A 19779-nucleotide genomic window follows, 5' to 3' on the forward strand; every position below is an offset into this window, starting at 1 on the left:
CTAAACACTCACGAGCGGTCGCGGAAGCCGAACAGGAGGGCGGTCCCGTGCGCGCGCTTGAAGTACAGGTGGGCGTCGTGTTCCCAGGTGATCGCGATGCCGCCGTGCAACTGGACCATCTCGGCGGCGGCGTGTGAAAACGCTTCGCCGCACACGAGTTTCGCGCCTGCGACCGCTTCGGCGTCACCGTCCACAATGGCCGCGAACAACGCCGACCGCGCGGCCTCGACGTGGACGTGGACGTCGGCCATCCGGTGCTTCAGTGCCTGGAACGACCCGATCGGGCGGCCGAACTGACGGCGTTGCTTCGTGTACTCCACCGTCAGTTCCAGTGCCCGGGCCGCCGCGCCGACCTGCTCGGCGGCCACCGCGATCACCGCCGTGTCGAGCACCTGCCGCAGCTGCCGCCCGAATCCGCCGGTGTCGAGGCGCCGGGCGGGCGTCGAAGCGAAGTCCACCACGGCCAGCCGCCGGGTCGGGTCGAGGGTCGTCACGCGCTCGCGGCGGACGCCCTCGAGCGGCACTTCGAACAGGCCGGCGCCGTCGGCCGTCGGGGCCACGGCGAGCAGGACGTCCGCGAGGTCGCCGTCCAGGACGTAGGCGGCGCGGCCGTCGAGGCCGGTCTCCGACGCGGTCAGCGCGAGCGCCCAGTCGTCATCGGCCCAGGCCAGCGCGGCGAGGGTGGTGCCCGCGGCGATGCCCGGGAGCAGCCGTTCGCAGGCTTCGTCGTTGCCGGCCCGCAGCAGGGCCTCGCCGCAGAGCACCGCCGAGCCCAGCAGCGGTGAAGGCGTCAGCGTCCGGCCGAGTTCCTGCTGGACCACGCAGACTTCGGCGAGTCCCGCGCCCGCGCCGCCGTAGTGCTCCGGGATGGCGAGGGCGGCGACGCCGATCTGTTCGCACAGCGTCGACCACAGCTTGTCGTCGTGGCCCAGCGGCGAAGCCATCGCGGCCCGGACCGCCTCGGGCCCCGACCGCCGGGTCAGCAGCGCCCGGACGGCGTCGCGCAGGGCGAGGGCCTCCTCGGTGTCCAGCGGGTCGGTCATCGCAGCACCCGCGCGCGGTGGAACGACCCGGTCCCCCACGCCCCGGCCAGCGCGCGGACTTTGGTGAGCCGCAGGCCGAGGTCGTGTTCGGCGGTGTAGCCGATCGCGCCGTGCACCTGCAGCGCGGTCCGCGCGGCCAGGTAGGCGGCGTCCCCGGCCATGACCTTGGCGGCCGAGACGTCCCGGGCGAACGTCCCCTCCGCGACCGCGGCGCCGTAGAGCAGTGGCCGCGCCAGTTCGAGCCCCGTGACGACGTCGGCGAGCAGGTGCTTGATCGCCTGGTACTCGCCGATGGCCCGGCCGTACTGGCTGCGCTGCTTCGCATAGGCGACGGAGGTGTCCAGGAGCCATTGGCCGGCCCCGAGCAGCTGGGCGGCCACCGCGAGCACGCCGGTGTCGAACGCGGGCGACTGCGCCTCGGTCGCGCCGGGGACCCGGAACAGCCGCCGAGCCGGGTCGATCGAGCGGACGAGCTCGGTCTCCGCGGCGCACTGGGCGCCGGTGAGGTCCAGCACCACGCCGGCGACGTCGGCGTCCAGCGCCAGGGGGACTTCCGGCGGGGCGACGACGGTGGCCAGCAGATCGCCCTCGGCGAGGGAGGTCAGCCGGTGGCCGGTCAGCAGCGCGGGCGCGACCGCCGCCGACTCGGCCAGCGGGCCCGGGACGGCGTGGTAGCCGAGCGCTTCGAAGGCGACCACCAGGTCGGCCGCGCCGGCGCCGAGGCCGCCGTCGGCCTCGGCCACGAGCAGGCCGAACACCCCGGCGTCGGCGAGCGCGCGCCAGAGCTTGAGGCCGCGGTCGTGCTCCCCCGCCGCCCACGCCCGGGCGGCGGCCGCGGTGTCCGCCCCGCCGAGCAGCTCGTGCAGGGTCGCGGAGAACTGCCGTTGTTCCGGCGAGAGCTGGAACCTCATCGGCGGGCCTCCCTCGGGAGCTTGAGCAGCCGCTCGGCGATGGTGTTCCGCTGGATCTGGTCGGTGCCGCCGTAGATCGGCCCGGCGAGGGAGAACAGGTAGCCGTTCACCCAGTCTTCGTCGGTTTCCCCGGCCGGGCCGAGCACGTCGAGCGCGGTCTCGTGCAGTGCCACGTCGAGGTGGGACCAGAAGAGCTTGTTCACACTGGACTCCGGCCCCAGCTCGCCACCTTCGGCGAGCCTGCTCACCGTCCCGAACGTGTAGAGCTGGTAGGCGCGGGCGCTGATCCACGCGTCGGCCACGCGGTCCTTTGTGGACTCCGGAGCGCCTTCGGCCCGCCACAGGTCGACGAGCCGGGAAGCGGCGGCGAGGAACCGGCCGGGACTGCGCAACGACAGGCCACGCTCGTTGTTGGCCGTCGTCATCGCGACCTTCCACCCCTGCCCGGCCTCGCCGATCACGTCGGCGTCGGGCACGAACACGTCGTCGAAGAAGATCTCCGCGAACCCCGGTTCGCCGTCCAGCTGCGGGATCGGCCGCACGGTGACGCCGTCGGCGCGCAGGTCGGCCATGAAGTACGTCAGCCCGTGGTGGCGCTGCGCCGAAGGATCGGTGCGGAACAACCCGAACGCCCGGTCGGCGAAGCTCGCCCGCGAACTCCACGTCTTCTGCCCGGACAGCAGCCAGCCACCGTCGGTGCGCACGGCGGTGCTGCGCAACGCGGCGATGTCACTGCCCGCTTCGGGTTCCGACCACGCCTGCGCCCAGACCTGCTCGCCGCGGGCCATCGGCGGGAGGATCCGGTCGCGCTGCTCCTGGGTGCCGTGGGCGAACAACGTCGGTCCCAGCATGAAGAGGCCGTTCTGGCTCACCCGGCCCGGCGCGCGGGCCGCGTAGTACTCCTCCTCGAACAGCAGCCATTGCAGCATCGAGGCGTCCCGGCCGTGGTACTCGGCCGGCCACGACACGACCGACCACCGCGCTTCGGCCAGCTCCGCCTCCCACTCCCGGTGCGCGGTGAACCCTTCCGCGGTGTCCATCGAGGGCAGCACCCGCACGTGCGAGGCCAGCCATTCCCGTGCCTCGTCGCGGAAGGCCGCCGAAGCCTCGTCGATGTCGAGGTCCATCAGCCCCCCTTGTTCGCGTCGCGCATCGACCGCGCCGACTGGCCGCCGAGCGAGTCTTCCGACGTCTCCGCGTTGTGGGCGTGGGCGAAGTGGTGCAGCCCGAACACCGAGTCCATTCCGGACCGCAGCCCCATCAGGTCCTCGGCCTGGTTGACCGCCTTCTTCGCCAGCGCCAGCCCGAACGACGGCATTCCGCTGATCTTCTCCGCCAGCGCCAGGGTGTGCTCTTCCAGCTCCGCGCGCGGCACGATCCGGGTGACCATGCCCCACTCCTTGGCCTGCTGCACGGTGAACCGCTCGCCGGTGAACAGCACTTCCTTCGCCGCGCGCGGGCCCAGCACCCACGGGTGCGCGAAGTACTCGACGCCGGGAATCCCCATGCGCACCACGGGATCGGCGAAGAACGCGTCGTCGGCGGCCACGATCAGGTCGCACACCCACGCCAGCATCAGGCCGCCGGCGATGCACGCGCCCTGGACGCTCGCGATCATCGGCTTCGGGATTTCCCGCCACCGGCGGCACATCCCGAGGTAGACCTCGGACTCGCGGGCGAACCGCTGGTCGCCGCCGGCCCGGTCGGTGTGGTCCCACCACATGACCGCGCGCCGGTCGAAGCTGACGTCGGCGTCGCGGCCCGGGCTGCCGATGTCGTGCCCGGCGGAGAAGTGCTTTCCCTCCCCCGCCAGCACGATCACCTTGACTTCGGGATCGTTGACCGCGGCCGTGAAGGCGTCGTCGAGCGCGTAGGTCATCGCGGAGTTCTGGGCGTTGCGGTAGTCCGGCCGGCTCATCGTGACGACCGCGACCGGTCCGCGCCGCTCGGTGCGGACCACCGGTTCACTCATGCGTTCTCCTCGGTCAGCAGCCGCTTCAGCACCTTGCCGGAAGCGTTGCGGGGCAGTGCGTCGACGAACTCGACGGACCGCGGGGTCTTGTAGTTGGCGAGCCGTTCGCGGCAGAACGCGACGACCGCCTCCTCGGTCAGCCCGGTGCCGACGACGAAGGCCTTGCCGACCTCGCCGAGCCGGTCGTCCGGAACGCCGACGACGGCGACGTCGCGGACGCCGTCCAGTTCGGTCAGCGCGTGCTCGACCTCGGCCGGGTAGACGTTGAAGCCGCCGCAGATGTACATGTCCTTGAGCCGGCCGGTGATCGTCAGGTTGCCCTCGTCGTCGAGCTCGCCGACGTCGCCGGTGTGCAGCCAGCCCGCTTCGTCGACGGCTTTCGCGGTGGCCTCGGGATCGTCGAGGTAGCCGAGCATGACGTTCGGGCCGCGGAGCACGATCTCGCCCGGCGAGCCCTGGATGGCCACTTCGAACCCGGCGGTCGCGCGGCCGGACGTCCGGGACACGAGCTCGGCGTCGTCGCCGGGGCGGCACATCGTCACCACGACGGCTTCGGTGAGGCCGTAGGCGGTGAGGACGACGTCGAAGCCCAGCTCGGCCCGCATCCGCCGGACCAGCGAGGCGGGGACCGTCGCCGCCCCGGTGACCGCCAGGCGCAGGGTCGGCAGGTCACCCCGGCGTTCCCGCAGCAGGGACTGGAAGATCGTCGGCGCGCCCGGGAGCACGGAGATCCGTTCGCGCTCGATCAGGTCGAGGGCCGCCCGGACGTCGAACACGGCCTGCGGGACGATCGTCGCGCCGGTCAGCAGCCCGACCAGGATCCCGGCCTTGTAACCGAAGCTGTGGAAGAACGGGTTGATCACCAGGTACCGGTCGTCGGCGGTGACCCGCCCGCAGTCCGCCCACGCGGCCGCGACGCCGACCGCCTGGCGGTGGGCCGAGAGCACGCCCTTCGAGCGGCCGCTGGTGCCCGAGGTGAACAGGATGTCGCTGACGTCGTCCGGCCGCACGGCGTCGGCCCGCGCTTCGGCGTCGGCCACGGGGACGCGCTCGGCGAGGCCGAGGAACTCGTCCCAGCCGAGCGTGCCGTCGACCGGCTGGTGCGGCTGCTCCAGCGGGACCCGGACGACGGTGCCGAGGTCCGGCAGCTCCGCGCCGGTCGCCCGGATCGCGGCGTGGCGATCGGCGCCGAGGAAGTCCGCGGCCACGACCAGCGCTTTCGCCCGGCCGCGGCCGAGCAGGTCCACGGTCTCGGCGGCGGTGAACCGGGTGTTGACCGGGATCAGCGTCGCGCCCGCGTAGAGCGCGCCCAGTGCGGTCAGGACCCAGTGGTGGGTGTTCGGCAGGGCGATCGCGACGCGGTCGCCGGGCTCGACGCCGCGGGCCGCGAAGGCGCGGGCGACCGTCTGAACACGTTCCAGAAGCTGGTCGAAGCCGAGCCGCAGGCCGCCGTCGACCAGCGCCTCCGCGGAGCCGAACTTGGCGGCGGCGTCCCGGACGACGGCCGGGATCGTGGTTGTGCCCACCACACCCTCCTCTGGACCGACAAACTAGAACGTGTTCTCATTACCCTAGGTGCCGGACCGGCCCGGCAGCAAGGAGGCGTGCGTGGAAGCGACGGGATTCCGCCGTGAAGTCGCCGGCTGGCTGGCCGCCAACCTGACCGGCGAGTTCGCCCGGCTGCGCGGCTTGGGCGGCCCCGGGCGCGAGCACGAGGAGTTCGAACTGCGGCTGGCCTGGGAGCGCCACCTCGCCGCGGCGGGCTGGACCGGCGTCGGCTGGCCCGTCGAGCACGGCGGCCGCGGGCTGTCGCTCGCCGACCAGGTCGCCTTCCACGAGGAGTACGCCGCCTTCGGCGCGCCCGCCCGGGTCAACCACATCGGCGAGCAGCTGCTCGGCCCGACGCTCATCGCGTTCGGCACGCCGGAGCAGCGGGCCCGGTTCCTGCCGAAGATCCTCGCCGTCGAGGAACTCTGGTGCCAGGGTTACTCCGAGCCCGGCGCCGGCTCCGACCTCGCCGCCGTCTCGACGTCGGCGGTCCTGCGCGACGGCGAATGGGTCGTCAACGGCCAGAAGATCTGGACGTCGCTGGCGCACGTGGCCGACTGGTGCTTCGTCGTCGCCCGCACCGAACCCGGCTCCCAGCGTCACCACGGCCTGTCCTACCTGCTGGTGCCGCTGCGCCAGGACGGCGTCACCGTGCGGCCGATCCAGCAGCTCACCGGCACGTCCGAGTTCAACGAGGTCTTCTTCGACGACGCCCGCACACCCGCCGGCCTCGTCGTCGGCGAGCCGGGCGAGGGGTGGAAGATCGCGATGGCCACGCTCGGTTTCGAACGCGGGGTGTCCACACTCGGCCAGCAGATCGGCTTCCGCCGCGAGCTCGACGACATCACCGCCGAAGCGAAGCGGACCGGCACCTACGACGACCCGCTCCTGCGCGCCGACCTCACCCGCGCCCGCATCGGCCTGCGCGTCCTGCGGGCCCACGCCCTGCGGACGCTGGGTCAGGCGGCCGGCCCCGAAGTCGCCGTCGGCAAGCTCCTGTGGGCGCAGTGGCACCGGGGCCTGGGCGAGCTGGCCATGCGTGCCCGCGGAGCGCGTTCGCTGACCTCGGCGACCGCCGAGCTGGACGAGTGGCAGCGGCTGTACCTGTTCACCCGCGCCGACACCATTTACGGCGGTTCGGACGAAATCGAACGGAACATCATCGCCGAGCGCGTCCTCGGCCTGCCCCGGGAGGCCCGCCCGTGATCCCCCCGTACCCACCCGGCCACGACCTGCTGTCCGGCAAGGTCGTCGTGGTCACCGCGGCCGCCGGCACCGGCATCGGCTCCGCCGTGGCCAAGCGCTGCCTGGAGGAAGGCGCGCAGGTCGTCATCAGCGACTGGCACGAGCGGCGCCTGAAGGAGAAGGCCGCGGAACTGGGCGAAGTGCACGCGATCGCGTGCGACGTCACGCAGGAAGAGCAGGTCCAGGCGCTCATCGACGGCGCCGCGGCGCACTACGGGCGCGTCGACGTCCTGATCAACAACGCCGGGCTCGGCGGCACGAAGTCCGTGCTGGAGATGACCGACGACGAGTGGTCCCGCGTTCTCGACATCACCCTTACCGGGACGTTCCGCTGCACGCGAGCGGCGCTGAAGCAGTTCGTCGCCCAGGGTGGCGGCGGCGCGATCGTCAACAACGCGTCGGTGATCGGCTGGCGCGCCCAGGCCGGGCAGGCCCACTACGCCGCCGCGAAAGCCGGGGTCATGGCGTTGACCCGCTGCTCCGCGCTGGACGCCGCCGAACACCACGTCCGGATCAACGCCGTCGCCCCCAGCCTCGCGATGCACCCGTTCCTCGCCAAGGTCACCAGCGACGAGCTCCTCGAAGACCTCACGAAACGCGAAGCCTTCGGCCGCGCGGCCGAGCCGTGGGAAGTCGCCAACGTCATGGTCTTCCTCGCCAGCGACTACGCCAGTTACCTGACCGGTGAAGTCATCTCCGTCAGCAGCCAGCACCCCTAGGAGCGCCCGTGCCCGAAGCCTTCCTCCTCGACGCGGTCCGCACCCCCGTCGGCCGGCGCGGCGGCGCCCTGTCCGCGTGGCACTCCGCCGACCTCGGCGCGCACGTCATCCAGGCGGTCGTCGACCGCGCGGGGGTCGACCCGGACCTCGTCGACGACGTCATCCTCGGCTGCACCGACACCCTCGGCCCGCAGTCGGGCAACATCGCGCGCACGGCGTGGCTGGCCGCGGGGTTCGGCGACCACGTACCCGGGGTGACCGTCGACCGGCAGTGCGGGTCGAGCCAGCAGGCCGTCCACTTCGCCGCGCAGGCCGTGCTGTCGGGGACGCAGGACCTGGTGCTGGCCGGCGGCGTGCAGAACATGAGCCACATCCCGATCAGCGCCGCCATGCTGGCCGGGCGCGAGTACGGCTTCGACGACCCGTTCTCGGGCTCGAAGGGCTGGCAGGAGCGCTACGGCAGCGCCGAGATCTCGCAGTTCCGCAGCGCGGACATGATCGCGTCGCACTGGGACATCAGCCGCGAAGCCATGGAGGAGTACGCCTACCGCAGCCACCAGCGGGCACTGGCGGCGATCGACTCCGGCCGGTTCGACGCGGAGATCGCCCCGGTCGACGGCTTCCGGCACGACGAGGGACCGCGCCGGGACACGTCGCTGGAGCGGATGCGCGGTCTGAAGCCGCTCGCTCCGGAGTCCCGCCTGACGGCGGCGGTGGCCAGCCAGATTTCGGACGGCGCGAGCGCGGCCCTGCTGGCGTCGGCGTCGTTCGTCGAGGAGCACGGCCTGACGCCGCGGGCCCGCATCCACCACCTGTCGGTGCGCGCCGCCGACCCGGTGTGGATGCTGACCGGCCCGATCCCGGCCACCGCTCACGCCCTGCGCCGCGCCGGGCTCACGATCGACGACATCGACCTGTTCGAGGTCAACGAGGCCTTCGCCAGCGTCGTCCTGGCCTGGCTGGACGAAACCGGCGCGGACCCCGGCCGGGTCAACGTGAACGGGGGCGGCATCGCCCTCGGCCACCCGATCGGGGCCACCGGCACCAAGCTCCTCGCCACGCTCCTGCACGAACTGGAGCGCCGCGGCGGCCGCTACGGCCTGCAGACGATGTGCGAAGGCGGCGGCACCGCCAACGTCACCATCATCGAACGCCTGTCGTGAGTGTTTAGTCGGGTTAGAACCCGACTAAACACTCACGAGCACCTCAGCCGAGCTCGCGCAGCTTGGGCAGGACGTCTTCGGAGAACTGGGTCAGGAACCGCTCCTGGTCGTGGCCCGGGCCGTGCACGACCAGGTGGTTCAGGCCCGCGTCGACGTACGGCTTGACCAGCGCCACGGCCTCGTCCGGGTCGGACGCGACGATCCACCGCTTGGCCACCTGCTCGATCGGCAGCTCGTCGGCCAGCCGCTCCATCTCGTCGGCCGACGAGATCGTGTGCTTCTGCTCCGCGGTCAGCGACAGCGGTGCCCAGAAGCGCGTGTTCTCCAGCGCCTGCTCCGGGTCGCGGTCGTAGGAGATCTTGATCTCGATCATCCGGTCGATGTCCTTGACCTCGCGCCCGGCGGCTTCCGCGCCCTCGGCCACCGCCGGCATCAGCTTCTCGGTGTAGAGGTCCATGCCCTTGCCCGAGGTGCAGATGAAGCCGTCACCCGCGCGGCCGGCGTACTTGGCCACCACCGGGCCGCCCGCGGCGATGTACACCGGCAGGGGCTGGTCCGGGCGGTCGTAGATCCGCGCGTCGACCAGCTTGTAGTACTCGCCGTCGTGCGAGACGTTGTCTTCGGTCCACAGCCGGCGCATCAGCGTGATCGCCTCGCGCAGCCGGGCGAACCGCTCCTTGAACTCCGGCCACTCCATGCCCGAGACGGCGATCTCGTTGAGCGCCTCGCCGGTGCCCACCCCGAGGATCACCCGGCCCTCCGACAGCAGCGACATCGACGCGAACGCCTGCGCGATCACCGCCGGGTTGTACCGGAACGTCGGGGTCAGCACGCTCGTGCCGATCTGCACCCGGTTCGTGCGCTCCGCCACCGCCGGGATGAACGCCAGCGCCCACGGCGCGTGCCCGCCTTCGTGCCGCCAGGGCAGGAAGTGGTCGGCCACCCAGACCGAGTCCAGGCCGACCTCCTCGGCGCGCACGGCGTACTCGACCAGGTCGCGCGCCCCGAACTGCTCCGGCGACGCCTTGTAACCGACCTTGAGCGCCACAGTCATCCTCCCGTTTCCCGGCCGAGGCGCCGCAGGATTTCACCCGCCTCGGCCACCGTGCCCTCGACGATCTCGCCCACCGTGGGCAGGTCGTGGATCATGCCCACCACCTGCCCCGACGCTAGCACCCCGGCGTCGGTCCGGCCCTCGACCAGCCCCGCACGCAGCAGCATGGGGGTGTTGGCCGCCATGACCAGCTGACTCCAGGTGAGATCGTTGCCGTGCTTCATCGCGAAGCCTTCTTTGACCATGGCAACCGGGGACAGTCCGGTGATATTCCGGAAGCGGAGTGCGTTTCGCGCGGCCTGCAGGAGTCCTTTGCCGCGCCCGGAGCGCTCGAGCCGCTCGACGAGGTCGGTGCGCAGCACCCGGTGCGGCAGGCCGTCGACGCGGCGGGTGACGACCGTGCCGGTGAGCCCCTGCCCGAGGTAGACGCGCTTGACCTCGTCGGGGACCGTGCTCTCCTCGCTGAGCAGGAACCGGGTGCCCATCGCGACGCCCGCGGCCCCGTAGGCCAGCGCGGCGGCGAGCCCGCGGCCGTCGAAGAAGCCGCCGGCCGCGATCACCGGGATGTCGACGGTGTCGAGCACGGACGGCAGCAGGAGCGTCGTGGCGACGCCGCCGGTGTGCCCGCCGCCTTCGCCGCCCTGGACGATGACGGCGTCCGCGCCCCAGCCGGCGACCTTCTCGGCGTGCCGCGCGGCGCCGACCGACGGGATCACCACGACGCCGTGGTCCCGCAGCTTCGCGATCATCTCCTTCCGGGGCGCCAGCGCGAACGACGCCACCTTCACCCCTTCGCGGATCAGCAGGTCCACCCGGTCGCCCGCGTCGGCGGCGTCGGCACGCAGGTTGACGCCGAACGGCTTCTCCGTGCGCTTCTTGACTTCGGCGATCGCGGCTTCGAGTTCGGGGTAGGTCATCGTCGCCGACGCGAGGATGCCGAGGGCCCCCGCCTCGGCGGTCGCCGAGACCAGCCGCGGGCCGGCGACCCAGCCCATGCCGGTCTGGACGATCGGGTGCTCGACACCCGTCAGCCGGGTCAGCTCGGTCTTCACGCCGGGACTTCCTTGTCGCGGAAGCTCTTCGGGTCGAGCACCTCGCGGATCAGCCGCAGCTCTTCGGCCGTCGGCTCGCGGCTGACTCCGGCGCCGGCGAAGTCGAGTTCGAACGTCGTCGCCGCGGCGACCTCGTCGCGGGTGACGCCCGGGTGCAGCGACACCGCCCGCATCGAGTGGTCCGGCGTGCCGAAGCCGAACACGCCGAGGTTGGTCACGACCTGGTGGACGTCGTGGTACTTCTCGGCGGACGGCCCCGCCTTGGCCGCGTTGTCGTAGCCGACGCCGGAGACGACGTCGACGGCGTCCACGAACACCCGGGTGGAGTGCTTGGGCACCCAGTAACTGGTGCGGTGGTTGACCGTGTTGCCGGGCGCGCCGCGCACGCCGAGCAGCTGCTTCTTGGGGTGCGCGTGGTCGCCGATGGCCGAGATGTTCTGGTTGCCGTACCGGTCGACCTGGTTCGCGCCCATCACGACGTGCCGCCGTCCGTGCGGGACAATCGTGTCGAGCATCTTGCGGAACGGCTGCCAGCCTTCGACTTCGCCGTCCGGGGTGACCAGGTACGCCTCGCCGTCGGACATCAGCAGGTCCGGCTCGAACGTCAGCCGCGCGAGTTTCGCGCCCAGCTGCGGGATCAGGCCCATCGGGCTGGCGACGATCTCGCCGTCACCGCGGAACAGCTCGGCCACCGCCACGACGGCGATCTCGGCCCGGGTCGCGTTCATGCCGCCTCCGCCTCGAACTTGTCCACTTCGGACAGATACGCGCGCTCGTCGCCGGAGAGGAACCGGTCCACGAACCCGGGCCACGCGTCGAGGTCCTTGGCGCAGCCGGCGTAGTGGCGCTGGAACCGCTCGTCCCGGCCGTAGTCCGGCACCGCCGTGGTGAAGTGCGCGCCCCGCGGCGCCTCGACGACGCCGTCCACGCTGCCGCGGTTGAGCAGCAGCGACTGCACCGGCCCGCCCGCCGTCAGCTCCGCCGTCTCGACGACCTTCTCCACCGACACGAACCGCTTCGCCGCCGCCAGGCAGAACAGGTCGTCGAAGTACGGGTCCGGCCCGAGGTACTGGGCGTTGCCGCGGGCGTCGGCGCGGTTGAGGTGCACCAGCGCGACATCGAGGTGCCGCGCCGGGACGGCGACGAGCTCCTCGGCGTCGGCGTAGGGCGAGCGCACGGTCCGCAGGTCCGGGTTCGCGCGCATCACCTCCGAGCCGAGCCCGGCCCGCATCGGCAGGAACGGGAGCCGTTGCGCGGCCGCGGAAAGCGCCGCGCCGAACATGCCTTCGTCGTACTCGGTGACCTCGACCGCGCCGGTTTCGCGGGCGCGGCCGAACCACGGGTCGAACGGGATCGAATCCAGCGTCACGAACCCGAACACGACCCGCTTGACCTTGCCCGCGGCGCACAGCAGGCCGACGTCGGGCCCGCCGTAGGAGACCACGGTGAGGTCACGGACCGGCGTGCGCAGGATCGCGCGGACCAGGGCCATCGGCTTGCGCCGCGAACCCCAGCCGCCGATGCCGATCGTCATGCCGTCTTCCAGTTCCGCCGCCACCTCGTCGGCGGTCATGCGCTTATCGGCCATTCAAGAACTCCTCGCGGGCCTCGTCGGACGCGCCGAGCAGGTTCAGCTCGAAGGTGAACCCCTGCTCGAACCGGTAGCTGCGGTGCACCTGCTGGGTGTCGATCCCGTTCAACGCCTCCTTGGCGGCCCGGATGACGCGCGGGTCCTTCTTGGCGATGTCCGCGGCGACGGCGAGGGCGGCGTCGTCGAGTTCGGCGCGCGGCACGACCTGGTACACCGAGCCGTGGGCGTGCAGCTCGGCGGCAGTGATGGTGCGGGCGGTGAAGTACAGCGTGCGCATCAGGTGCTGCGGCACCAGCCGGGCCAGGTGCGTCGCCGCGCCGAGCGCCCCGCGTTCCACTTCGGGGACACCGAAGGTGGCGTCGTCGGAGGCGAGGACGACGTCGGCGTTGCCGACCAGCCCGATCCCGCCACCGAGGCAGAAGCCGTGCACCGCCGCGACCACCGGTACCGCGCAGTCGTAGACCGCGCCGAAAGCGGCGTAGCAGCCCCGGTTCGCGCCCACCAGCGCGTCGTAGCCCGCGCTGCGCTGGATCTCCTTGATGTCCACGCCCGCGTTGAAGCCCCGCCCTTCGGCGCGCAGCACGACGACGTGCACGTCCGGGTCACGCCCGGCCCGCATGATCGCGTCGGCCAGGTCGAACCAGCCCTGCACGGGCAGCGCGTTGACCGGCGGGAAGTCGACGGTGACGATCTCGACGTGCGCGTCGCGCTTGGTCAGGATGCCCATCAGCTCGCTCCGTAGACGGGTTCGGGCGCGGGCGCGCGCTCGAGCAGATCGGCGACGACCGGGCCGAGTTCCGCCGGGTCCCAGCGGGCTCCCTTGTCCACGACCGGGCCGTGGCGCCAGCTCTGCGCGAGGGACACCTTGCCGCCCTCGACCTCGAACATCCGGCCGGTGACGTGCGAGGATTCCTCGCTGCCCAGCCAGACGACCAGCGGCGAGACGTTCTCCGGCGCCATCTCGTCGAAGCCGCTCTCGGGTCGGGCCATCGACGCGAACACGCCTTCGGTCATCTGCGTCCGCGCGGCCGGCGCGATCGCGTTCACGGTGACCCCGTACCGCGCCAGCTCGGCCGCCGCGACGACGGTCAGCCCGGCGATGCCCGCCTTCGCCGCGGAGTAGTTGCCCTGGCCGACGCTGCCCAGCAACCCGGCGCCCGAACTGGTGTTGATCACCCGCGCTCGCGGCGTCCGGCCTGCTTTGGCCTCGGCCCGCCAATGCTCGGCCGCGTGCCGCAACGGCGCGAAATGCCCCTTCAGGTGCACGCGGACCACCGCGTCCCACTCGTCCTCGCCCAGGTTGACCAGCATCCGGTCCCGGACGAACCCCGCGTTGTTGACCAGCACGTCGAGCCGCCCGAACTGCTCCAGCGCCGTGCCGATCAGGTCCCCGGCCCCGGTCCAGTCGGCGATGTCCGAGGTGTTCGCCACCGCCTTCCCGCCGAGGGCTTCGATCTCGCCGACGACCTCGGCGGCCGCGTCCCCGGCCACGTCGTTGACCACGACCGGCGCCCCCTCGGCGGCGAACGCGAGGGCGTGCGCGCGCCCGATCCCGCGTCCGGCCCCGGTCACCACGACCACCCGGTCCTGGCACAAGCCACTCACGAATCCTCCCGATGGTTGACGTCGGCCGCGGCGAGGAAGGCCGGGACCTCACCGCCGCCGTGCACCCGCAGGGTGGCGCCGGAGACGTAGGAAGCCAGCGGCGAAGCCAGGAACGCGGCGCACGCGCCGACCTCCCGCGGCTCGGCGAGCCGGCCCAGCGGCACGGTCTTCCCGACCGCTTCGACCGCGGCTTCGCTGCCGTAGTGCAGGTGCGACTGCTCGGTCCGCACCATCCCGACGGCCAGCGCGTTGACCCGTACCTTCGGCGCCCACTCGACCGCGAGGCTCTCGGTCAGGCTGCCGAGCCCGGCTTTCGCGGCACCGTAGGCCGCCGTCCCTGGCGAGGGACGCGTCCCGCTGACGCTGGAGATCATCACGATCGAGCCGCCACCGTCCTGGCGCTGCATCACGGCGTTCGCGTGCTGCGAGACCAGCAGCGGAGCCAGGAGGTTGAGCTGCACGACCTTCTCGTGCAACCGCGGTGACGCCTCCGCGGCCGAGACGTAGGGCGCGCCGCCGGCGTTGTTGACGACGACGTCGAGCCGCCCGTGCCGCTCGACGATCCCTTCGACGAGCGCGGCGACCTGCGTTTCGTCGCGGACGTCGCACCGGACGAACTCCGCGTCGGTGGGCGCCTCGCGCCGCGCGCAGGTGATCACGCGTGCTCCGTGCGCCAAGAACACGTTGCAGATACCCTGGCCCACACCGCGGACACCGCCGGTGACCAGCACCACGGCACCGGCCAGGCCCAGATCGGTCTTCACGTCACAAAACTAGAACACGTTCTCACTTGAGGCAAGGCGGGGCCCCGGCACCCTGAAGGGGACGTTGCTGTCATCTGACGCACTGAAGGGGACTTTGCTGTCATCAGATGCCGGCAAAGTCCCCTTCAGGGCACGCGCGACCGGAGCCCCGAAGCGCGCAACGCCACCTGCATCGCGAACCGCGCGTCCGCGTCCTCCAGCCGTTCCCCGAACGCCTGCTTGAGCTGCCGCACGCGGTACCGGACCGTCTGCGGGTGCACCGAGAGCTCGACGGCGATCTTCTCCGAGTTGCCCCCGTTTTCCAGCCAGGACAGCAGCGTCTCCCCCAGCCGTCGCCGGGTGCGGTCCGGGAACCGCGTCAGCGGGGCCAGTTCACGGTCCGCCAGCTGGTCGGCCAGCGGCACGTCGGACAGCAGCCAGAGCGTCGTCAGGTGCTCCGCGCACCACGTCACCGGCACGTCCGGGAGCGCGCCGCCGGCCACCAGGCGCAGGGCGGACCGGGCCCACCGCAGGGAGTGCGCCGCCGCCGCGAGGTCCGTCGCCGGGCCGACCGCCACGCGCGTGCCGAGGCGGGCCAGCGCGTCTGCTTCGACCGGGGCGGGCAGGAGCAGGTACGGCTGCGGTGGCTCGAGGTCGGTGAGCACCTCGGGGCCCCACGACGTGCTCACCGCCGTCTCCGCCGCGATCGCCGCCACCGACTCGGGCACCGGCCAGCCGGCCGCCGCCGCGAGCTCGGCGAGGGCCGGCTCCGGGACGGTGCCGGGCCCGACGAGGAGCCGCAGCAGCCGTCGCCGCAGGCCCGCCCGGGTGCCCTCGATGTCCGCGCGCGCTTCGCGATAGCCCTGCGCCGACATCCGGGCCAGCTCGTCCGCGTAGCCGAACAGCATCTCGGCCAGCCGCGCCATCGCCGCTGACGAGAGCCGGTGACGGCGGCCCAGCCGCATGATCCACCGCCAGCCCGCACGCGTACCGACGCGATACGCCGCCTGGAGGTCGTCGAGCGTCCGCCCTTCGCGCGCCTCGCCCGCGCCGAGCCGGTGGCACGTCTCGTAGAGCTCGTCGCGCGGCGCGAGCGGGTCCTCGACGAGGTCCACGAAGAGCGCGACCGCGCACTCGACGCCGTGCCGGGTGACGCGGCCGTAGGACCCGTCCCCCGGCCGGGCGTAGACCGGGACGGCCCGCCACACCTCCTGGACGATCCAGTCCACCAGCGCCGGCAGCGCCGGGCGCATGAGCGCCGCGAGCTCGCTCCGCCCGAGCACTCCTTCGCCGTCGTCCCGCCGAACCGGGACGCGCTGCCGGGCACTTTCGGGCGACACCAAGGGTTCCTCCACCGGGGACGGGCGACGGAACGAGCTTTACCGGACGGTAAAGCAGCGGGACCGTACAGTACACCTCCATGAGCCGGCCGAGTCCCCCTGATCGATCCAGCAGCCGCCGCAGCCCGGCCGCCCGGCCCACCGACGGCGAACTGCTCGACGCCGCCCGCGCCGTGTTCGCCGAGCGCGGCTACGCCCAGGCCACCATGGGACTGATCGCCGAGCGCGCCGACTCCACCAAACCGACGCTCTACGCGCACTTCGGCGACAAAGCCGCCCTCTTCCGCGCCACCGTGAGCCGCGAAGTCGCCGCGCTGCGGGACTGGGTGCTCACCGCCTACGAAACCGCGGGCGCGCGCCCGCTGGAAGACCGCGTCCGGCTCGCGGTGATGGCGGTGTTCAGCTACGCCGGTACCCACCCGGACAGCTTCCGGCTGCTGTTCGACTCCGCCGTCGACGAGATGTCGAACGAGCGCCGCGCGCTGGCCGACACCGTCGCCACGCACGTCCTCGCCCGGATCCACGAGCACCTGCTGGCCCACGGCCGCACCCCCGGCCCCGGCGCGGACCTGCTCGCCGCGATGATGGTGGGCCTCGTCGGCCGGGCCGCGATGCACGTCTCGCACTCCCCCGGCGTCGACCCGATCGCGGCGGGCGAGCTGGCCACCTCGTTCGTCGTGGCCGCGCTGCGCGGCCTCGACCCGGCGCTGCTCGACCACGTCGGCGACGCTCGCCCGTGCACCACCTGAGCGTCCACAACGGACTGATTGTCACCCGCTGAACAATTCCCGGCGGGCAACGGGATTCCCTCTTGCCGCTTTCGGCGGCCGCTGCGACGCTGCCGTTACCCGCAAGCGATGAACGCGTCTCCGGAAAGCGCTTGCCACCCCCGTTTCCCCGAAGAGGTGTTGATCAGCCATGAAAACACGCCTGTTTTCCGCCGCCGCCGCACTCGGCATCGCCGTCACCGGCTTGAGCGTGGCCGCCGCGACGCCGGCCTCGGCCGCGCCGTGCACCGACGTCGACGTCCCCGTCGCCCGCGGCACCGGTGAACCCGGCACGCTGGGCTTCATCGTCGGCGATCCCGTCTACCAGGCGGTCCAGGCCGCGCTGCGCCCGCGCACGCTGAGCAGCTACCGCGTCGACTACCCGGCCGATCTCGGCCAGCCCGCGTCGGTGCAGAAGGGCAACACCGATCTGGTCAACCACGTGAAAGCGCAAGCGGCGGCCTGCCCGCAGCAGCGGTTCGTGCTGGTCGGCTACTCCCAGGGCGCCAACGTCGTCGACAACTCGATCGGCGTCAGCAGCGACGGCGCCCTCGTCGGCGGCCCGATCGTGGCGACCATCCCCGCCGAGCTGGCGCCCCGGATCGCGGCGATCCTGCTGTTCGGCAACCCGATTCGCGCACTCGGCCGCCAGGTCACCGGCACCTACCAGAGCCGCACGAAGGACTACTGCGCCGACGGCGACCCGGTCTGCCAGGCGGGTGGATTCAATTTCCTCGCCCACCTGAGCTACGGGAACAACGCCGCCGACGCAGCCGCCTTCGCCGCCACGAAGGTCTGACGTCAGCAGTTGGCGGGGGCCGGTGTTCCGGCGAAGCGGTTGACGATCCACTGGTGGGCATCGGCGTTACCGGCCAGGATTCCGGTGGCGTGGTCCGCAAGGTAGGTCTTCCACTGCTCCCGGACGCCGGCCGCGCAGTACGCCCGGTGCAGCGCCTCCGCCTGCGGGGTGTTGACGATCTCGTCGGTGCTCGCGTGGTACTGGAACACCGGCACCCGCGGCGGGTTCGCCCCCAGCTTGTTCTGCGCGAGCCGCGCTTGCCACTGCGGCGTGCCCAGCGGGTTCGTCGTCGTGTAATCGCTGATCTTCTTGAACGAATAGTTCAGCAGCAATTCCGCGACGCACGCGTTCTTCTTGGCGTCGGACAACTGCTGACGCCCGGTGTCGTTGAGGAACGAATCCAGTTTCAGGTCCGGATAGGCCGCGTCCAGCCCGACCGCGGCGAACGCGAGGAACCCGAACCCGATGTACCCGTCGAGCCCCTTGGCGACCTCGGTCAGGTCCGCCGGGACACCACCCGCGACGACGCCGACGACGTTCAGTTCCGGTGCGTACGAAGGCTGTTTCTCCCCCGCCCACATCGCTCCGCCGCCGCCCTGCGAGTAACCCTGGAAGATCACCTTGGCGCTCTTGGCCAGCCGCGCGGACGGGAGGTTCTGCGCCGCCCGCACCGAGTCGATCACGGCGGGGCCCATCGACTGCCCGGTGATGTAGGTCGGCACGGTCGCCGGCGAGTAGCCCTCGTAGTCGGTCACCGCGACCGCGTAGCCGCTGGAAAGCGAGTCGTTGATGGCGGGCTGGTCGTACAGCGTGCCCCGCTCCATCGCCTTGGACGCCGTGCACTTGAACGCCGGGCCCTGCGTACCCACGGCGTAGCCGACGATCGGCGCCGCGGCGGGGTCCTTTCCCTTGGGCACCAGGATCGTCCCGGTCACCGCGTCCGGGCGGCCCTGGGCGTTGGTCGAGTGGTACATCACCTGCCAGGCGTCGGCGTTGGCCGCGTTGAGCAGCGGAACCGTGGGACGCCAGCGGAGCACGTCCCCGGGTTTCCCGGCCGGCAGCGGGGACGGCGGGGTGTAGAACGAGTCGTCGAACGGCCCGGGCAGGATCGGGGCCGCGCCGGCGGGCGGGCTCGCGGCCACCACTCCCAGCGCCACCAGAGCACAGCTCACCAGCGCCGACACCAGCTGTCGCACAGGGACGGACTTCACCGGAACCTCCATCGGGGTAGGGGATTTCGTTCAGGCGGGCAGGCCGAGAGCGCCGGCCAGGACCGGCCAGGAGTTGTGCAGGGCCCGCTGCCAGTAGGGCCAGCTGTGCGTGCCCGGCCCGTAGTAGTCGACGGTCGCGGGAATCCCCTTGGACCGCAGCAGGTCCGTGAAGCTCTGCGAAGAAAGCAGGGCCGACGGTTCGAGGACGTCGCTCTGGCCGGGCGGATCGAGCGGGCCCGTTTGCCCGTTGCCGCAGGAGATGTAGAGGGCCGTGCCGCGCAACTGGTCGGCGTGGTCGTACGGGTTGGCGGCCGACCAGAGCGGCCGCATCCCGAAGGAGTCACCCCACAGCTGGAGGTAGTTGTAGATGCCGGCGCGGGCGAGGATGCCGATGATCCAGACCGGGATGCCGGGGAAGAGCGTGTTCGGCACCCCGCTGTAGGACGCGGCCGCGCCGAACATGCCCGGGTGCTTGAACGCGTAGGCGAGCGCGCCGTACCCGCCGATCGACAGCCCGGCGACAGCGCGTTTCGTGCCGCCGCGGTAGCCGCGTTCGACGATCTGGCGCACTTCGGCGGTGTGGAAGGTGTCCCAGTCGGGGGTGGCGCCCAGGCCGAAGTTCCACCACTTGGTGTACATCCCGGCCGGCCCGTCGGTCGGCATCACGACGAGGGCGTCCTTGGTCGCGGTGAACGCCTTGACGTCGGTGAACTGGTCCCACGACCGGTAGTCGACCGGTTCGCAGCACCCGTGCAGCAGGAACAGCACCGGCCAGGTCCGGCTCGGCTGCGAAGCCCAGCCGGACGGCACGATCAGCCGGACCATCCCGGTGGTGCCGAGCGCGGGCGAACTGATCTTCAGGTCGACGGTCCGGGCGTCCACCCAGGTCTCGCCGACGACCTTCGCGCCGTCGTCGGCCACGGCGGGAGCGGCCACGGCCGGCGTCACACCCCCGGCGGCCACCAGCAGCACGGCCGACAACGCCAGCAAAGCCCATCGCTTCATCGCGACTCCTC

At 72.0% G+C, this 19779-nt stretch carries 20 protein-coding genes; 5 read left to right on the forward strand and 15 right to left on the reverse strand.

The window, feature by feature from the left end:
* Window positions 1–8 precede the first annotated feature (8 nt).
* The 5 genes from SD460_RS30165 to SD460_RS30185 are packed head-to-tail and all read right to left on the reverse strand — an operon-like array spanning window position 9 to window position 5452.
* Complete coding sequence (locus tag SD460_RS30165) at window positions 9–1043, reverse strand: acyl-CoA dehydrogenase family protein (protein WP_290053789.1); 1035 nt, start codon at window positions 1041–1043, stop codon at window positions 9–11.
* Entirely contained in the window at window positions 1040–1954 is a 915-nt protein-coding gene (locus SD460_RS30170; RefSeq protein ID WP_290053791.1) for an acyl-CoA dehydrogenase family protein, read from the reverse strand. The genes SD460_RS30165 and SD460_RS30170 overlap by 4 nt, the downstream gene beginning before the upstream one ends.
* On the reverse strand, window positions 1951–3081 hold the full coding sequence (locus SD460_RS30175; protein WP_290053793.1) for an acyl-CoA dehydrogenase family protein: 1131 nt from the start codon (window positions 3079–3081) through the stop codon (window positions 1951–1953). The genes SD460_RS30170 and SD460_RS30175 overlap by 4 nt, the downstream gene beginning before the upstream one ends.
* A complete protein-coding gene (locus SD460_RS30180) occupies window positions 3081–3926 on the reverse strand; it encodes an enoyl-CoA hydratase (protein WP_290053795.1) in 846 nt (281 codons plus the stop codon). Before SD460_RS30180 ends, SD460_RS30175 begins: the two co-directional genes overlap by 1 nt.
* Window positions 3923–5452: a FadD3 family acyl-CoA ligase gene (locus SD460_RS30185; RefSeq protein WP_318307062.1), complete on the reverse strand. Its 1530-nt coding sequence runs from the start codon at window positions 5450–5452 to the stop codon at window positions 3923–3925. The genes SD460_RS30180 and SD460_RS30185 overlap by 4 nt, the downstream gene beginning before the upstream one ends.
* 82 nt (window positions 5453–5534) lie before the next feature.
* On the opposite strand from SD460_RS30185, the gene SD460_RS30190 reads away from it, so the two are divergent.
* Genes SD460_RS30190 through SD460_RS30200 form a run of 3 tightly spaced genes read left to right on the forward strand, consistent with a single transcriptional unit; the run spans window position 5535 to window position 8601 of the window.
* Complete coding sequence (locus SD460_RS30190) at window positions 5535–6680, forward strand: acyl-CoA dehydrogenase family protein (protein ID WP_290053799.1); 1146 nt, start codon at window positions 5535–5537, stop codon at window positions 6678–6680.
* Window positions 6677–7438, forward strand: a complete 762-nt coding sequence (locus tag SD460_RS30195) for an SDR family oxidoreductase (RefSeq protein ID WP_290053801.1) — start codon at window positions 6677–6679, stop codon at window positions 7436–7438. Before SD460_RS30190 ends, SD460_RS30195 begins: the two co-directional genes overlap by 4 nt.
* 8 nt (window positions 7439–7446) lie before the next feature.
* A complete protein-coding gene (locus SD460_RS30200) occupies window positions 7447–8601 on the forward strand; it encodes an acetyl-CoA C-acetyltransferase (protein ID WP_318307063.1) in 1155 nt (384 codons plus the stop codon).
* Between the two features lie 43 nt (window positions 8602–8644).
* On the opposite strand, the gene fgd is transcribed toward SD460_RS30200, so the two are convergent.
* The 8 genes from fgd to SD460_RS30240 all read right to left on the reverse strand — a co-directional run bounded on the left by fgd (window position 8645) and on the right by SD460_RS30240 (window position 15986).
* A complete protein-coding gene (gene fgd, locus SD460_RS30205; protein ID WP_318307221.1) occupies window positions 8645–9649 on the reverse strand; it encodes a glucose-6-phosphate dehydrogenase (coenzyme-F420) in 1005 nt (334 codons plus the stop codon).
* A gap of 2 nt (window positions 9650–9651) precedes the next feature.
* Window positions 9652–10707, reverse strand: a complete 1056-nt coding sequence (locus SD460_RS30210; RefSeq protein ID WP_290053806.1) for an NAD(P)H-dependent flavin oxidoreductase — start codon at window positions 10705–10707, stop codon at window positions 9652–9654.
* Complete coding sequence (locus tag SD460_RS30215) at window positions 10704–11435, reverse strand: CoA-transferase subunit beta (protein ID WP_290053807.1); 732 nt, start codon at window positions 11433–11435, stop codon at window positions 10704–10706. Before SD460_RS30215 ends, SD460_RS30210 begins: the two co-directional genes overlap by 4 nt.
* Window positions 11432–12295: a CoA transferase subunit A gene (locus SD460_RS30220; RefSeq protein ID WP_290053809.1), complete on the reverse strand. Its 864-nt coding sequence runs from the start codon at window positions 12293–12295 to the stop codon at window positions 11432–11434. Before SD460_RS30220 ends, SD460_RS30215 begins: the two co-directional genes overlap by 4 nt.
* Window positions 12285–13025, reverse strand: a complete 741-nt coding sequence (locus tag SD460_RS30225) for an enoyl-CoA hydratase family protein (protein WP_290053811.1) — start codon at window positions 13023–13025, stop codon at window positions 12285–12287. The genes SD460_RS30220 and SD460_RS30225 overlap by 11 nt, the downstream gene beginning before the upstream one ends.
* Window positions 13025–13903, reverse strand: a complete 879-nt coding sequence (locus tag SD460_RS30230; protein WP_290053813.1) for an SDR family oxidoreductase — start codon at window positions 13901–13903, stop codon at window positions 13025–13027. Before SD460_RS30230 ends, SD460_RS30225 begins: the two co-directional genes overlap by 1 nt.
* Window positions 13900–14667, reverse strand: coding sequence for an SDR family oxidoreductase (locus SD460_RS30235; RefSeq protein ID WP_290053814.1), 768 nt, complete (start codon window positions 14665–14667; stop codon window positions 13900–13902). The genes SD460_RS30230 and SD460_RS30235 overlap by 4 nt, the downstream gene beginning before the upstream one ends.
* 125 nt (window positions 14668–14792) lie before the next feature.
* Window positions 14793–15986 (reverse strand): PucR family transcriptional regulator, encoded by a 1194-nt coding sequence (locus SD460_RS30240; RefSeq protein ID WP_318307064.1) that lies wholly within the window; start codon window positions 15984–15986, stop codon window positions 14793–14795.
* Window positions 15987–16066: 80 nt separating this feature from the next.
* Here SD460_RS30240 and SD460_RS30245 point away from each other — a divergent pair, with 80 nt between their 5' ends.
* Together SD460_RS30245 and SD460_RS30250 are read left to right on the forward strand one after the other, a co-directional pair.
* Window positions 16067–16735 carry a TetR/AcrR family transcriptional regulator gene (locus SD460_RS30245; RefSeq protein WP_318307065.1) on the forward strand — a complete coding sequence of 223 codons (669 nt, stop codon included), beginning with the start codon at window positions 16067–16069 and terminating at the stop codon, window positions 16733–16735.
* Window positions 16736–16904: 169 nt separating this feature from the next.
* Entirely contained in the window at window positions 16905–17552 is a 648-nt protein-coding gene (locus SD460_RS30250) for a cutinase family protein (RefSeq protein ID WP_290060852.1), read from the forward strand.
* A gap of 2 nt (window positions 17553–17554) precedes the next feature.
* Here SD460_RS30250 and SD460_RS30255 read toward each other — a convergent pair whose 3' ends face one another.
* Window positions 17555–18775, reverse strand: a complete 1221-nt coding sequence (locus SD460_RS30255; RefSeq protein ID WP_438860687.1) for a lipase family protein — start codon at window positions 18773–18775, stop codon at window positions 17555–17557.
* An 18-nt stretch (window positions 18776–18793) separates the two neighbouring features.
* Complete coding sequence (locus tag SD460_RS30260; RefSeq protein WP_290060850.1) at window positions 18794–19768, reverse strand: alpha/beta hydrolase; 975 nt, start codon at window positions 19766–19768, stop codon at window positions 18794–18796.
* Between the last annotated feature and the right edge of the window lie 11 nt (window positions 19769–19779).

It is taken from the genome of Amycolatopsis solani (assembly GCF_033441515.1).
Taxonomy (GTDB): Bacteria; Actinomycetota; Actinomycetes; order Mycobacteriales; family Pseudonocardiaceae; genus Amycolatopsis; species Amycolatopsis solani.

Excerpts from the sequence above, each read along its gene's own strand:
- SD460_RS30245 (WP_318307065.1), top strand. The coding sequence starts at position 16,067 with ATGAGCCGGCCGAGTCCCCCTGATCGATCCAGCAGCCGCCGCAGCCCG.
- SD460_RS30170 (WP_290053791.1), bottom strand. The coding sequence starts at position 1,954 with ATGAGGTTCCAGCTCTCGCCGGAACAACGGCAGTTCTCCGCGACCCTG.
- SD460_RS30260 (WP_290060850.1), bottom strand. The coding sequence starts at position 19,768 with ATGAAGCGATGGGCTTTGCTGGCGTTGTCGGCCGTGCTGCTGGTGGCC.
- SD460_RS30165 (WP_290053789.1), bottom strand. The coding sequence starts at position 1,043 with ATGACCGACCCGCTGGACACCGAGGAGGCCCTCGCCCTGCGCGACGCC.
- SD460_RS30175 (WP_290053793.1), bottom strand. The coding sequence starts at position 3,081 with ATGGACCTCGACATCGACGAGGCTTCGGCGGCCTTCCGCGACGAGGCA.
- SD460_RS30255 (WP_438860687.1), bottom strand. The coding sequence starts at position 18,775 with ATGGAGGTTCCGGTGAAGTCCGTCCCTGTGCGACAGCTGGTGTCGGCG.
- SD460_RS30215 (WP_290053807.1), bottom strand. The coding sequence starts at position 11,435 with ATGAACGCGACCCGGGCCGAGATCGCCGTCGTGGCGGTGGCCGAGCTG.
- SD460_RS30220 (WP_290053809.1), bottom strand. The coding sequence starts at position 12,295 with ATGGCCGATAAGCGCATGACCGCCGACGAGGTGGCGGCGGAACTGGAA.
- SD460_RS30225 (WP_290053811.1), bottom strand. The coding sequence starts at position 13,025 with ATGGGCATCCTGACCAAGCGCGACGCGCACGTCGAGATCGTCACCGTC.
- SD460_RS30250 (WP_290060852.1), top strand. The coding sequence starts at position 16,905 with ATGAAAACACGCCTGTTTTCCGCCGCCGCCGCACTCGGCATCGCCGTC.
- SD460_RS30180 (WP_290053795.1), bottom strand. The coding sequence starts at position 3,926 with ATGAGTGAACCGGTGGTCCGCACCGAGCGGCGCGGACCGGTCGCGGTC.